Source organism: Oscillospiraceae bacterium NTUH-002-81 (assembly GCA_032620915.1).
Taxonomy (GTDB): domain Bacteria; phylum Bacillota; class Clostridia; order Lachnospirales; family Lachnospiraceae; genus JAGTTR01.
This window is the reverse complement of record CP136052.1, coordinates 2,044,196-2,058,280: the sequence shown is the minus strand read 5'-3', so window position 1 is coordinate 2,058,280 and position 14,085 is coordinate 2,044,196. Positions and strand designations below refer to the sequence as shown.

The following is a 14,085-nucleotide window of genomic DNA, read 5'->3' as shown; positions in this document are numbered from 1 at the left end:
GGAGGATTCGATGACCAATCTGATCGTGGAACTGGCGAAATACATTTTTATCGTGCTGATCTGTTTTTATACCTATCAGAGCTTCAATGTATTTCGCACACATGATATCCGAAAACAGAATAAAATTTTCCTGAATCAGAATTATCTGATGTTTCTCATGCACCTGATGGGGTATCTTGTCATCTACATCAAGACCGATGATTTGAAGGTATGGGTATTCTACGGGGCACAAGTGGTGCTGCTGGCGGGGATGCTGCTGTTTTATGCACTAGTATATAAGCGCAGCTCAAGGCTGCTGACCAACAACGTCTGCATGCTGCTGACCATCAGCTTTATCATTCTGACGCGCATTGATTTTGACTCCTCGGTGCGGCAGTTCCGTATCGTGGTGGCATCGGCTGTCATCAGCGCGGTGATCCCCGCGCTGATCCGCCGGGTACGCGTGTTCCGTTCCATGGAATGGCTGTACGCGGGCGTGGGCGTGGCGGCACTGGGCATTGTGGCCCTTTTCGGTTTCACCAGCTACGGGGCCAATCTTTCCTTTACGATTGCCGGTGTCACGGTGCAGCCGTCGGAATTTGTGAAGCTGCTGTTTGTCTTTTTCGTGGCATCCCGGTTCCAGAAGTCCAAGGAGCTGAAAGACGTGCTCATCACCTCCGCGGTGGCGGCACTGCATGTGATCATCCTGGTGCTTTCCCGGGATCTGGGAATGGCGCTGATCTTTTTTGTGGTGTACATGTCCATGCTTTATGCGGGAACAAAGAACAAACCGCTGACGGCGGCGGGACTGCTGGGCGGCGGCGTGGCTTCCGTGGCGGCATATCATCTGTTTTCCCATGTGCGGGTGCGGGTACAGGTGTGGAAGGATCCCTTTGGCAACTATGACAATGGCGGCTATCAGGTGGCCCAGTCGCTGTTCGCCATCGGTACCGGCGGATGGTTCGGTATGGGCCTGTTCCAGGGTTCCCCCTCCAAGATCCCGGTGGTGAAGAAGGATTTTATCTTTTCCGCCATTGTGGAGGAGATGGGCGGGATCTTCGGCATCTGCCTGATCCTTATCTGCCTGAGCTGTTTTGTCATGTTTGTGAATATTTCCATCCAGTTAAAGGATGAGTTTTATCAGCTGGTCGCTCTGGGTCTGGGCGTGTCTTATGCGTTTCAGGTATTTCTGACCATCGGCGGCGGCATCAAGTTCATTCCGCTCACCGGTGTGACCCTGCCGCTGATCAGCATGGGCGGAAGCTCCATGCTCAGTACACTGATGATGTTTGCTGTGATTCAGGGAATGTATATCCTGAGGGAAGATGAAGGTGAAGAGGTTGAAAGAGAGCCCAAACAACAGAAAGCATCCGGCAGGAAAAAGCGGACAGCTGCCGGAGGAACTGGAAATTCTGGATCTGGAAAACGAAGAAGAGAAGAAAAAGCTGCCGGACCGAAGAGGCACCCGGCCCAAGGGCAGAGACAGGAAGGGCGGTAACCGGGAATATCTGCGGATCACCTACCTGTTCGCGGGGATTTTTGCCTGCCTGCTCTTATATCTGGTGTATTTTAATGTGTTCCAGAGCGCCGATGTGATCAACAGCCCCTACAATACCAGACAGGATACCTTTGCCGACCGGGTCATCCGGGGCAAGATCTACAGCGCCGACGGGGAGGTGCTGGCCGAGACGAAGGTGGCTTCTGACGGAACCGAGACGAGAAGCTATCCCTACGCCAATATGTTCGCCCATGTGGTGGGCTACGATACCAACGGCAAAGCCGGGGTGGAGTCCATCGCCAACTTCCACCTGCTGATGTCCAACGCTTTCTTCGGGGAGCGGATCATGAAGGAGCTGCGGGAAGAGAAAAATATCGGGGACAATGTGATCACTTCCCTGAATGTGAAGCTGCAGCAGGTGGCCTATGATGCACTGGGCAGCCACAAGGGGGCGGTGGTGGCCATGGAGCCGTCCACCGGGAAAATCCTGGCCATGGTGTCCAAACCCGACTATGATCCGGGGGCAGTCAGTGCCAACTGGCAGACACTCTTAAACTCTTCGGACAGCGAGCTGCTGAACCGGGCTACCCAGGGACAATATACGCCGGGATCGGTATTTAAGATCGTCACCGCGCTGGAATATATCCGGGAGCATCCGGATTATGACAGCTTTTCCTTTGACTGCACCGGCAGCTTTACGGACAGCGGTTATACCATCAACTGCTATCACGGCAACAAGCACGGGGAAGAGGATTTTACCCGGGCCTTTGCCAAATCGTGTAACTCGGCCTTCGCCAGCATCGGACTGGGACTGGATCGGAATTCCTTCCGGCAGACGTGCAGGGATCTGCTGTTTAATATGGAGCTCCCGTCTGCGCTGCCTTATTCCAAGAGCAATTTTGCCCTGACGGATGATGCGGAGAACAGCCTGGCCATGATGACGGCCATGGGACAGGGTAAGACCATGGTATCGCCGCTGCATATGGCGCTGATCACGTCCTCCATCGCCAATGGTGGCGTGCTCATGAAGCCCTATCTGGTGACGGAGGTGCAGAATTACACCGGCGATTCCGTGAAAAAATATACGCCCACGGCCTACGGGAAGCTGATGACGGCGGAGGAGGCATCTGTGCTGACGGATCTGATGGAGGCGGTTGTCAGCGACGGAACGGCATCCAAGCTTTCCGGCCAGAGCTATACCGCCGCAGGCAAAACGGGAACTGCGGAGTTTTCCAGTGACAAGTCCAAAAGCCATGCCTGGTTTACCGGATTTTCCAATGTGGGCTCCCCGGATCTGGTGGTGACCGTGATCGTGGAGGAGGCAGGCTCCGGAAGCGAGTATGCGGTGCCCATCGCAAAAAAAATCTTTGACGCTTACTACAATTAGCTTGCATGCGTTCCTGCAAAGGGGTATACTGAATATAGTTCAATACACCAAGCAGGAGGGATTGCAATGATTGAAGCAACAAGCTGTGGCGGTGTGGTTATTTTTCGTGGTAAGATTCTTCTTTTATATAAGAATTACCGAAACAAATACGAAGGTTGGGTTTTACCGAAGGGGAACTGTGGAAGCGGGCGAGGAGTATAAGGATACCGCGATTCGTGAGGTGAGAGAGGAGACCGGCGTGGCCGCCTCGATTATCAAATACGTGGGCAAAAGCGAGTATTCGTTCAGCATTCCGGAGGACACCGTGGAGAAGGATGTCCACTGGTATCTGATGATGTCCGACAGCTACTACAGCAAACCGCAGCGGGAGGAATATTTTGTGGATTCCGGATATTACAAGTACCATGAGGCGTACCATCTTCTGAAATTTGCGAATGAGAAGCAGATTCTTGAGAAAGCCTATAATGAGTATCTGGATCTGAAAAAGAGTAATCTGTGGGGAAATAAAAAGTACTTTTGAGTCAAGGGGCGGGCGGCGTGATGCGTCCGTCCTTTTTTCACCGGACCGGAGGGATCGTTATGCTGGAAAATATGAAACTGGATCAGAAGCTGGACAAAGAGGAATATAAGAAAAGGAAAGACGCCTTAAGTATGCGGCTGGGTGAACTGCAGCGGGCGTGCAAGGATGCGGGCATCCCGGTGATGTTCGTGTTTGAGGGCTTCGGCGCTTCGGGAAAGGGCACTCAGATCAATGAGCTGATCTACGGGCTGGATCCCCGGGGCTTTCAGGTATATGCGCCGGGAAAACCGACGGAGGAAGAGGCTCTTCGCCCATATCTGTGGCGGTTCTGGACAAAGACGCCGCAGCGGGGGCGGATCGCGGTTTTTGATCACAGCTGGTATGAGCGGGTGCTGACAGATCGTTTTGACGGACTGACGAAAGAGGAAGAGCTTCCCCACGCCTACGAGGAGATCAACGCCTTTGAGCGGCAGCTCAGCGAGGATGGCACAGTGATCGTCAAATTTTTCCTGGCCATCACGAAGGAAGAGCAGAAGAAGCGGTTTGAAAAACTGCTGGACAATTCCCAGACCGCCTGGCGGGTGACGAAGGGGGATCAGAAGCGCAACAGGGAATACCGGAAGTTCCTGCGGATGAATGAGGAAATGCTGGAAAAGACCGACACGGACTATGCACCCTGGTTCCTTGTGGAGGCCAATGACCGTCGGTTTGCGGCGATCAAGATCCTGACAGAGGCTGTCCGGCGGCTGGAAGAGGCGTTGGAGGCGAAGAAAGCAGCGCAGGAAGAGAAAGAGGCGGAAAGCGCGGATGATAAGCACCGGGTGACTGCGGACGCAGCAGAGGATGCCGGAGCAGAATCCGTGAAAAAAGAGCACACCGATCAGGCACCTTCCTGTGAGACTTCCCTGCGGTCTTCCCGTCTGGCATCTGTGGATCTGACGAAAACCATGGATAAAAAAGAGTACCAGGAGCAGTTAAAAGACCTGCAGCACCGGCTGGCGCTTCTGCACAGCGAGCTTTACCGGACGAGGATCCCGGTGATCCTGGCCTTCGAGGGCTGGGATGCGGCCGGAAAAGGCGGCGCCATCAAGCGCCTGACCCAGGCCATGGATCCCAGAGGCTACGAGGTGCATCCGACGGCGTCCCCCAACGATATCGAGAAGGCTCACCATTATCTGTGGCGCTTCTGGAAAAATCTGCCCAAGGGCGGCCATGTGGCGATCTTTGACCGTACCTGGTATGGCCGTGTCATGGTGGAACGGATCGAGGGCTTCTGCAGCGAGCAGGAGTGGAAGCGGGCTTACAAAGAGATCAATGACAGTGAGGCCACCTGGGTGAATGCCGGTGCCATCGTGCTGAAATTCTGGCTGCAGATCGACAAGGATGAGCAGGAGCGGCGGTTTAACGAGCGCATGAACACACCGGAGAAGCGCTGGAAGATCACGGATGAGGACTGGCGGAACCGCGCCAAGTGGGATGCTTATGAGAAAGCGGTGGATGAGATGCTGATCCGTACCTCCACCACCTATGCACCATGGACCATTGTGGAAGCAGATTCCAAATATTATGCGCGGATCAAAGTGCTGAGGACCGTAGTGGAAGCGCTGGAAGCGCGAATGAACAGATAATCAATATCATGATCGGGAGGAGCATCAGGGATGGGACTGACATGGCGGGATCCGCTCTATATGGATGCGGGAATGGAAAAGAAAATCAACCGTATCCGCTGGCGGCTGGAGCACGGGGCCGGAAGCTTTCGCCTTTATCTGGTGACCATAAGCACCAGTTCCGGCATGCAGCTGGACATTGTATCGGCGGCTGAGCTAAAGCAGCGGGTGATCCGGCGGCGTCTTCCCATGATCGTCGGGGTGGCGGGCAGCTACGAGGACGCCCTTGACCGGGTGCAGGACATGCTGGCGGATGCCCTGGCGGCCACCGGTACCCCGGATATCCGGAAATATTTGGAGAACAGGCAGGAGTGAGGCAATGCTGCACATTTTATTGCTCATATTGAAATGGATCGCCCTGATCCTGGGCGGGATTATCGGCCTTCTGCTGCTGCTCCTTCTGCTGGTGCTATTTGTTCCCCTGCGCTACCGGATGCGGCTGGTTTCCGGGGAGGAAGGCATCACAGGGCGCATCCAGGCGGACTGGCTGCTGCGGGCCTTTGGCATTACCGCCGATTACCGGGACGGAAAACCGCGGGTGCGTTTAAAGCTGTTCTGGCTGCCGCTGATCACCCTGTATCCGTCGAAGGACAAGGGTGCAAAGCGTCAGGGACGAAAAAAACAGGGAACCCGTGACGGAAGCGGGAATGTCACGAAGGAGGACAACTGGCAGGCGGATAAAGAGAAAATCGGCACTGCTGACGGAAAGCGTATCGCGGCACAGGAAGATGTCACGCAGGGGCTGACGTCGGAGCAGGCGGAACGGGCAAGACTGGAAACCGAGTTGGAACGGGAACTGCTGGAAGAACAGGGACAGCGCATGGATCTGCTGCCGGAAGAGCTGCAGACGGCATCGTCGGGAGACCGGGATGCGCACGAATCGTTGGGGATGGAGCATCAGGCGCGATTGCATGAGAAACGGCCTGCAGGGGCAGACTACGGTAATGGAGAGCAGGAAAACAAAGAATTTTTCCGTCTGATAAAAAAACTTGTCCTGACGATCTGGCATCTGGTTTGGCTGCTGATCCGGCTGCCCTTTGTGGTTGCGCGGAAGATCAGGGGCTTCTTTCAGAAACTTGGATATACAATTCGAAGAATTTATGTTAAAATATGCCATAAGAGAGCGCGTGTCCGGGAATTGATGGAATTTCTCCGGCAGGAGGAGACCCAGGCAGCCCTGGACAAATGCAAACGGCAGCTGTTCAGGATGGTGTGTCATGCGGCTCCGCGAAAACTCCGGGGGCAGTTTACCGCAGGTACTGGCGATCCGGCACTGACCGGACAGCTTTACGGCCTGTACTGCATGGCATGCCCGGTGCACCGGTTCCGGGTGCAGATCCAGCCGGATTTTGACAATGCCGTTTTTCAGGGAAAGGTTTCTCTGCGGGGAAGGATCCGTCTGGCAGCCATGTTTTTCTATGGTCTGCAGATCATCACAGATGCCAATGTACGCGGCCTGATCCGAAGAGTCAGAAACCGCTGAGAAGATACCATGAACGTAAGAACGTAAGGAGGAAGATAGCATGTCGGCAGACAACAATTTTAAGACCTCACTGGAATCCTTATTCCGGGGAATGGATGGCTTTCTGACATCCAAGACAGTGGTGGGAGATGCGATTACGGTGGGAGACACGATCATTTTACCGCTGGTTGACGTGACCTTCGGTGTGGGTGCCGGCACTTCCAGTGCAGATAAGAAGAACAACAGCGGCGGCGGTATGGGCGGTAAGATCACCCCCAGCGCCATCCTCGTCATCAAGGACGGGCACACCAAGCTGGTGAACATCAAGAATCAGGATTCCGTGACCAAGATCCTGGACATGGTGCCGGATTTCGTTGACCGGTTCGCTGCCGGCAAGAAAGACATGATGTCCGATGAGGAAGTGTTGAAAGCCGCACAGGCCGGAACCGAAGAAAAGAGCGAAGAATAAAGAAGTATTTCTGACGAAAAGTCTCATGCCAGCATCCGGGAAAGGAGAGGCGTGGGGCTTTTCTTATATGACAGAAAATTATTTGCGCGGAAAACATGAGAAACGGCGAAAATGGGGAGGAGCATCGGTTATGACCAGTGGAAATAAGACGAAGGTATGGTATCATTTGCCGGGGCTGTTTGAATTTTATGAGCTGTACCGGCTGTTTTTACCCCTGTTCCGGGAACATCGGGAATACTTTTATGACTGGTGCGATATTGGTTCCATTTATGGCGCCCCGGTGGACTGCCTCTGGGGCGGCGGCCGCGTCGGTTTTGGAGATGGGGATGCCCGGGAGGTGCTGGCGCTTACGAAGGAATATGGCATCTCTGCCCGGCTCACCTTCAGCAATTCTCTGCTTAGGGAAAAACACCTGGCGGATAAACAATGCAACCGGCTCTGTACCCTGTTTGCACAGGCGGGAAATGTTCCAAATGGCGTGATCGTGCATTCCGACCTTCTGCTGGATTACCTGAAAAACAACTATCCCGGGCTTTATTTCGTCTCATCCACCACCAAGGTGCTGACGGATTTTCCCCGACTGGTACAGGAAATTGACAGGCCGGAGTTTCGGTATGTGGTGCCGGATTTTCGCCTGAACAAAGCCCTCGATCAGCTGAAAGCCCTGTCGAAGGAACAGAAAGAGAAAGTAGAATTCCTGTGCAACGAATGCTGCTGGTTTGGCTGTCAGGAGCGGAAGCGTTGCTATGAGGCGGTAAGCCGTCAGCAGCTGGGAGAGGCCGGGCCGGTGCATCATTGTCAGGCACCGGGAGCGGGCAGCGGGTATCGCTTTTCTGTGGCTATGGAAAATCCCGGCTTTATCAGCATCGAAGATATACAAAGTATTTATGTACCGATGGGATTCTCTCATTTTAAGATCGAGGGGCGCAGCCTGGGAAGTGCCCTGATCCTGGAATTTTTACTCTATTATATGACAAAGCCGGAATATCAGCTGCGCGTAAGAGAGGCCATTTATCTGGACAATACGCTGGATTTGTTTTAAACTGTCTCATATAAACAGAAGGAGAAACGGGTATGAAAAAGGGAATCTATTTGTCACTGCTCATGGCAGGCATGCTGCTGATGGGCTGCCAGCGTACCACTTCAGGCACGGAGGATACGAATACTGCCAGCAATGGCGGCACCCATACAGAAACAGACGCAGATGTGGACGCGGACATGGAAACAGAAGCACAGGGCAAAAATACAGACGAAGAAACACCGGATGGAGCCTCCGATGAAACTGCTGTGAAGACAGATTTTTCTTATGCGGATCTGTCGGAAACGGAGTTTCTTTTCGCCAGCGGCGCCGGCGCTTGGGGTACCACGCTGACCATTGATGCAGACGGATCTTTCCAGGGGCTTTATACAGATTCTGATAATGATACCGGAGAGGGATATCCCAACGGCACTATGTATTACTGTAAATTCAGCGGGCAGCTTGGGTCACTCACCAAAGTAGATGATCTCACGTACACGGCAGATCTGTTGACGATTTCCTATGCAGATCCAGTGGGGGAAGAAGCTTATGAGGATGGTATCCGTTATATTTATTCAGAGGCCTACGGGCTGGATCAGGCGGGCACGCTTACCTTTTATCTGCCGGGAACCAGGCGCGAAAAACTGTCTGAAGATTGTCTCAGCTGGGTTTCTCAAGCAATGGTGGATGAAAACTGTAATCCGGTGCATGAGCTTGATTTTGTATGTCTCTACAATCCGGCGGAAGAAGAGGCTTTCTATAGCTACAACCAGGTGGACCAATGGCTGAACCATCTTACTTCCTGTGAGGAGACAGAGCAATACTATCTGGATGAATTGCAGAACCTTGAGACCCAGGGCGACATGACAGAAAATGCCCGGAATCGGTTTCGGCTGTGGGATAATACCCTGAATGAGGAATGGAAGATTCTCATGACCCTTCTTCCGGAAGAAGAAAAAGAATCTTTAAGAGCCGAAGAGCGGACGTGGATCAGCCGCAAGGAACAGGCTGTGGAAGAAGCTGGAGCAGAAGCGGCAGGTGGTTCTCTGCAGCCTATGCTGGAATATGATGAGGCCGCTGAACTTACGAAAGAAAGAGTATACGAGCTGAAAGAAATGCTCAATAATGGAAGATAGGAATTGAGAAAAATGTTACGATGAAGAAAAGGGCAGGGAACAGGCATGAAAGCTGATGAGGTTATCCGGGAAACTGCAAGGCTTTGCAGAAATTTTGGCGCAAAAGAAGTGATTTTATATGGTTCCAGAGCCAAAGGTACGGCGCGGGAACGCAGTGACATTGATGTGGCAGTGGCAGGGGTAAATAATTTTGACGAGCTTCGTGAACAGGTAGAAGAATTGCCGACGCTCTACAGTGTCGATCTGGTGAATATGGATACGTGCAGAAATCAACTGTTATTGGAGGATATCAGAAAATATGGACGCAAAATTTAACAAACGTTTTCAATCTTTTTGCAATTCTCTCGATGCATTGGCGGAGGCAAGGCAGCGTGACCTTGCGGATTCCTTTGTATTGAGCGGAACCGGTGCAAAATTCAGTATCACTTTTGATCTTGCCTGGAAAGTGATGAAAGACATTCTGGTACAATATTATGCTATCACCGGTTTTGTAACCGGTTCTCCGAGAGAAGTACTTCGGGAAGCGTATAAGGCAAATCTGATCTCTGATGATGCATGGATGGATATGTTGAAAGTGCGCAATGCGCTCATACATGATTATGACTGTGAAATCGTGAAAACACATTGTACGGTGATTGTAGAGAAATATATTGATTTATTTTATGATTTTGAATATGTGGTAAAACAGCTGGACATATGATGTGAACCATTTACAAAACGAACAAGGTATTTTAAAGAAAGTTTGTAATCTCAATCGAGGGATATTTTCGGCTTAAGCATTGACAGAAAAGCAGACATTTGCTACACTACAATTACATATCTGGGAAAGTTCTTGGCTGTTCAGCCACTCAATCCCCATATGCGAAAACAAAAAATATGGCGGAGAGCGTGAGAGCGGACATGCAGCGGCTTTGACAGTGCGTATTCCATTTTCTCTGCCATCACAAGGAGGAAGTTGCGAATGCAGAGAAGAAAACTGGAAGAATTGAACCTGTTGGATGATTTCCTGTTTCATGCCATGCTGGCGTATCCGGATACGGGGGAAGCGTTTATCCGCAAACTGCTGGAAACATTGTTTGATCGGAAATTTCCGCACCTGAAAATCCGTGCGCAGGAGTCGTTTGCGGGAGTGAATACGGATCTTCGTGGCGCAAGGCTGGATGTCTATATCGAGGAAGACGGAAGCGTGCAGATCAATGGAGACGAAATCCCCACTGTCTACGATGTGGAACCGGACCATAACCATAAGAACGCGGAGATCAAAGCATTTCCGAAGCGAGCCAGGTTTTATCATGCGATGATCGACAGAAGAAGCCTGAAAGCCGGAGAGCATTTTGGCAAAATGAAAAAGGTGTACGTGATCTTTATCTGCGATTATGATCCTTTCGGCTATGATCGGGTGTTATACACGATAAAGAACAGATGCCTGGAAGAGCCGACAATGCCGTATGAGGATGATGCGGAAACCTGGGTGCTGTATACCCGGGGCAAAAAAGGAAACATCTCGGAAAGTTTGCGTCAGCTGCTCAGCTATATGGAGAACACGAACCAGAACAATGCGATCAATGAAGATCTGAGAGACATCCAGCAGATGGTAGATCAGGTCAAACGGGACGGGGAGGTTTCATTACGATATATGAAATGGTTTGAGCATGATCAGATGATGTATGAGGAAGGCCGTGAACAGGGGCGCAAAGACGCGCAGGAAAGTGCGGAACGAGAACGGAAAATTGCAGAGCAGGAACGAAAAAATGCAGAGCGAGAGCGGCAAATTGCGGAGCAAGAGAAGAAAAAGAGCGAAAGTTGCGGAACAGCTTGCTGAGACGGCAAAGCAGGAAGTAAAAGATGCTAAGAGGAAAGAGGAACTGACAAAGCAGCTCTTGGCAGATGAACGATTGGAAGACTTAAAACGTGCGTTGGATGATCCGGTATTTCGGGATTGCCTGCTGAAAGAATATGGTATCAATTAACATTTTGTTGAACTAGAAAAGAAGGGACACGGTAACTGACGGGAAAGTTGGTTTGCCGTGTCTTTTAAACCCCTGACAATGGCGGGAGAACAGTTTGCGAAAGCCCTCATCTGCCCGTTGTTTCAATATGAGGAGGAGGCTGCCGCTATGCTGGATGAACGGGCGATGGAGACGGCTATTGCCATGCAGAATAAGTTTGCGGATAGCAGCTGGTAACATTTGATGCAATATCCCGCCCCTCTGTCATATATTATATATAGAAGAAAGCGATTTCTTTGAAAAATGGCAGGAGAGGGCGGGGCTTTTTTATGAGGCGACTGATCGGCTATACACTGTTCTGGACGGCAGTGGGCATTCTTGTCGGCCTGCTGCTGCCCAGCGTTGTCATGCAGTGGATCCTGATGATACTTTTTTTCATTATCGGATATGAGTTATTCGGATGTTAAATGCAGGCACAAAAAAAGGACGATCGATCAATCGTCCTTTTTCGCCGCATTCATGTTTGGAAATCAGAAGAGGAGACTTAAGCTCTCTCTACTTTGCCGGACTTCAGGCAGGAAGTACATACGTACATTCTCTGAGCTGCTCCGTTCACTTTCACTCTTACAGACTTTACGTTGGATTTCCACATCTTGTTAGTTTTTCTATTAGAATGGCTCACTGCATGTCCGAAGTGGGCACCTTTCTCACAGATAGCGCATTTTGCCATGATTGCACCTCCCTAAAACCAGATTAAGTCTACATAAAAACTCACAACAAAAAGTATTCTAGCAGATAACCGTTGTTTTTGCAAGTGCATTTTTGAAAAAAAAGAAATTAATTAAAAATTTAGTTTCCTTTTTTTCACAAAGAGGGTATAATATGCACAGGATGCTCTGCCGCAGCCTTTTTCTTTTCCTGCGGCGAGCCAGAAAAGTGTGGAGGTGCCAGGATGAAGGGACATATGAATACGCAGATGGGTGAAGTTTTAATAGATACCGATGTTATCGCCAAGTATGCCGGTTCTGTTGCCGTTGAGTGCTTTGGTATCGTCGGGATGGCGTCTGTCAATATGAAAGACGGATTGGTAAAGCTTCTGAAGAAGGACAGCCTGACCCACGGCATCAGCGTAGAGCTCAATGACAACCGGATCACGCTGGATTTTCATGTGATTGTTGTGTACGGTGTGAACATTTCTTCCGTTGCGGACAATCTGATCAGTACCGTCAAGTATCAGGTAGAGGAATTTACCGGTATGGAGATCGAGAAGATCAATATTTATGTAGAGGGCGTTCGCGTCATTGATTAGGGTATTATAAGGAGGAGCTTGCAGTGGCTATCAATACAATTAACGCCGAAATGGTCGCAAAGATGTTTCTGGGCGGAGCGAAGAACTTAGAGGCGAAGAAGGAATGGATCAATGAGCTGAATGTATTCCCGGTTCCCGATGGAGATACCGGAACGAACATGACGCTCACCATCATGTCCGCAGCCCGGGAAGTCGGCGGCATGGAACAGATCGAGATGGGAGAGCTTGCCAAGGCCATTTCCAGCGGATCCTTGCGTGGTGCGCGGGGCAATTCCGGTGTCATTCTCTCTCAGCTGCTTCGTGGATTTACGAAGGGGATTAAGGAATATAAGGAGCTGGATGCGGTGCTCATCGCCAATGCCATGGAGAAGGGTGTGGAGACCGCATATAAGGCCGTGATGAAGCCGAAGGAGGGAACGATCCTGACCGTTGCCAGAGGCGCCGCAGACAAGGCATGCGAGCTGGCAGAGAGCGCAGATGATCTGGAGATGTTCTTCCGCGCCATCATCGAGTATGCGGATGAAGTGCTGTCCAGAACCCCGGACATGCTGCCGGTGCTGAAGGAAGCAGGCGTGGTGGATTCCGGCGGACAGGGTCTTGTGCAGGTACTGAAAGGCGCATTTGATGCGTTCATGGGCAAGGAGATCGACTACACCATCGAGGCAGGCCCGGCAGCGACCGTGACCAAGCCCGGTGCCCAGGCAGAGGCGGACATCAAGTTCGGCTACTGCACCGAGTTCATCGTTATGCTGAACAAGGGATATAACGAAGAGAAGGAACATGAGTTCAAGAGCTATCTGGAGTCCATCGGGGATTCCATCGTGGTCGTGTCCGATGACGATATCGTGAAGGTGCACGTACATACGAACGATCCGGGTCTGGCGATCCAGAAGGCTCTGACGTATGGCGCACTTTCCAGAATGAAGATCGACAATATGCGTGAGGAACACCAGGAGAAGCTGATCAAGGACGCAGCCAAGCTGGCCGAGCAGCAGAAGCAGGAAGCCGAGGCAGCGAAAGCACCCAAGAAAGAGTGCGGTTTTATCTCCGTATCCATCGGTGCCGGTATCGGTGAGATCTTCAAAGGACTGGGGGTAGACTACCTTATTGAGGGCGGCCAGACCATGAACCCCAGCACCGAGGACATGCTCAACGCCATCGAGAAGGTAAATGCGCAGAATATTTTCATTTTCCCGAATAATAAGAACATCATTCTGGCAGCCAATCAGGCCCAGTCCCTGACCAAGGACAAGAATGTGTTCGTCATTCCCACCAAGACCGTGCCCCAGGGTATTGCGGCGCTGATCAATTTTGTTCCGGACCGTCCGGTGGAGGAGAATGCTTCTGCCATGATGGAGGGCATTGAGAACGTGAAGACCGGTCAGGTGACCTACGCTGTGCGGGATACCCACATTGATGACAAGGATATCCATGAGGGCGACATTATGGGCATCGGCGACAAGACGATCCTGTCTGTGGGCCGTGATATTGCCCAGACCACCAAGGACATGATCGCCCAGATGGTGGACGAGGACTCAGAGCTGATTAGCGTTTACTACGGCGAGGACATGAAGGAAGAGGATGCGAATGCGCTGGCATCCTGGCTGGAGAAAGAATATCCCGACTGTGATATCGAGGTACATTTCGGCGGACAGCCTATCTACTACTATGTAGTCAGCGTAGAGTAAGAG

17 protein-coding genes and 1 pseudogene are annotated in these 14,085 nt (G+C 51.5%); 17 read left to right on the top strand and 1 reads right to left on the bottom strand.

Annotated features, from left to right (window positions below; all coding sequences use genetic code 11):
- Positions 1–10 precede the first annotated feature (10 nt).
- The 15 genes and pseudogenes from RJD28_09995 (at position 11) to RJD28_09925 (ending at position 11,552) form a co-directional block, all read left to right on the top strand.
- A complete protein-coding gene (locus tag RJD28_09995; GenBank protein ID WNV56676.1) occupies positions 11–1,477 on the top strand; it encodes an FtsW/RodA/SpoVE family cell cycle protein in 1,467 nt (488 codons plus the stop codon).
- 25 nt (positions 1,478–1,502) lie between these two features.
- The gene (locus tag RJD28_09990; GenBank protein ID WNV59599.1) at positions 1,503–2,864 is read left to right on the top strand and encodes a penicillin-binding transpeptidase domain-containing protein; all 1,362 of its coding nucleotides are present in this window, start codon (positions 1,503–1,505) and stop codon (positions 2,862–2,864) included.
- Between the two features lie 66 nt (positions 2,865–2,930).
- A pseudogene (locus RJD28_09985) lies at positions 2,931–3,384 on the top strand (NUDIX domain-containing protein).
- A 59-nt stretch (positions 3,385–3,443) separates the two neighbouring features.
- Positions 3,444–5,012, top strand: a complete 1,569-nt coding sequence (locus RJD28_09980) for a phosphate--AMP phosphotransferase (protein ID WNV56675.1) — start codon at positions 3,444–3,446, stop codon at positions 5,010–5,012.
- A gap of 30 nt (positions 5,013–5,042) precedes the next feature.
- On the top strand, positions 5,043–5,366 hold the full coding sequence (locus RJD28_09975; GenBank protein WNV56674.1) for a hypothetical protein: 324 nt from the start codon (positions 5,043–5,045) through the stop codon (positions 5,364–5,366).
- A 4-nt stretch (positions 5,367–5,370) separates the two neighbouring features.
- Positions 5,371–6,534, top strand: a complete 1,164-nt coding sequence (locus RJD28_09970) for a DUF2953 domain-containing protein (GenBank protein ID WNV56673.1) — start codon at positions 5,371–5,373, stop codon at positions 6,532–6,534.
- A 40-nt stretch (positions 6,535–6,574) separates the two neighbouring features.
- Positions 6,575–6,982, top strand: coding sequence for a GerW family sporulation protein (locus RJD28_09965; GenBank protein ID WNV56672.1), 408 nt, complete (start codon positions 6,575–6,577; stop codon positions 6,980–6,982).
- A 130-nt stretch (positions 6,983–7,112) separates the two neighbouring features.
- A complete protein-coding gene (locus tag RJD28_09960) occupies positions 7,113–8,024 on the top strand; it encodes a hypothetical protein (protein ID WNV56671.1) in 912 nt (303 codons plus the stop codon).
- Positions 8,025–8,056: 32 nt separating this feature from the next.
- Positions 8,057–9,136, top strand: coding sequence for a lysozyme inhibitor LprI family protein (locus RJD28_09955; GenBank protein ID WNV56670.1), 1,080 nt, complete (start codon positions 8,057–8,059; stop codon positions 9,134–9,136).
- A gap of 45 nt (positions 9,137–9,181) precedes the next feature.
- Entirely contained in the window at positions 9,182–9,451 is a 270-nt protein-coding gene (locus RJD28_09950; GenBank protein ID WNV56669.1) for a nucleotidyltransferase domain-containing protein, read from the top strand.
- Positions 9,435–9,836 carry an HI0074 family nucleotidyltransferase substrate-binding subunit gene (locus RJD28_09945; GenBank protein WNV56668.1) on the top strand — a complete coding sequence of 134 codons (402 nt, stop codon included), beginning with the start codon at positions 9,435–9,437 and terminating at the stop codon, positions 9,834–9,836. Before RJD28_09950 ends, RJD28_09945 begins: the two co-directional genes overlap by 17 nt.
- 261 nt (positions 9,837–10,097) lie before the next feature.
- Positions 10,098–10,958 (top strand): Rpn family recombination-promoting nuclease/putative transposase, encoded by an 861-nt coding sequence (locus tag RJD28_09940; GenBank protein ID WNV56667.1) that lies wholly within the window; start codon positions 10,098–10,100, stop codon positions 10,956–10,958.
- The gene (locus tag RJD28_09935; GenBank protein WNV59676.1) at positions 10,888–11,106 is read left to right on the top strand and encodes a hypothetical protein; all 219 of its coding nucleotides are present in this window, start codon (positions 10,888–10,890) and stop codon (positions 11,104–11,106) included. The genes RJD28_09940 and RJD28_09935 overlap by 71 nt, the downstream gene beginning before the upstream one ends.
- A gap of 57 nt (positions 11,107–11,163) precedes the next feature.
- Positions 11,164–11,322, top strand: a complete 159-nt coding sequence (locus RJD28_09930) for a hypothetical protein (GenBank protein ID WNV56666.1) — start codon at positions 11,164–11,166, stop codon at positions 11,320–11,322.
- Positions 11,323–11,414: 92 nt separating this feature from the next.
- Entirely contained in the window at positions 11,415–11,552 is a 138-nt protein-coding gene (locus RJD28_09925) for a hypothetical protein (protein ID WNV56665.1), read from the top strand.
- Positions 11,553–11,629: 77 nt separating this feature from the next.
- Here the strand turns inward: RJD28_09925 and rpmB are convergent, their stop codons facing one another.
- Positions 11,630–11,815 carry a 50S ribosomal protein L28 gene (gene rpmB, locus RJD28_09920; protein ID WNV56664.1) on the bottom strand — a complete coding sequence of 62 codons (186 nt, stop codon included), beginning with the start codon at positions 11,813–11,815 and terminating at the stop codon, positions 11,630–11,632.
- 222 nt (positions 11,816–12,037) lie between these two features.
- On the opposite strand from rpmB, the gene RJD28_09915 reads away from it, so the two are divergent.
- Entirely contained in the window at positions 12,038–12,394 is a 357-nt protein-coding gene (locus RJD28_09915; GenBank protein WNV56663.1) for an Asp23/Gls24 family envelope stress response protein, read from the top strand.
- Positions 12,395–12,417: 23 nt separating this feature from the next.
- The gene (locus RJD28_09910) at positions 12,418–14,082 is read left to right on the top strand and encodes a DAK2 domain-containing protein (GenBank protein ID WNV56662.1); all 1,665 of its coding nucleotides are present in this window, start codon (positions 12,418–12,420) and stop codon (positions 14,080–14,082) included.
- The last annotated feature ends 3 nt before the right edge of the window (positions 14,083–14,085 follow it).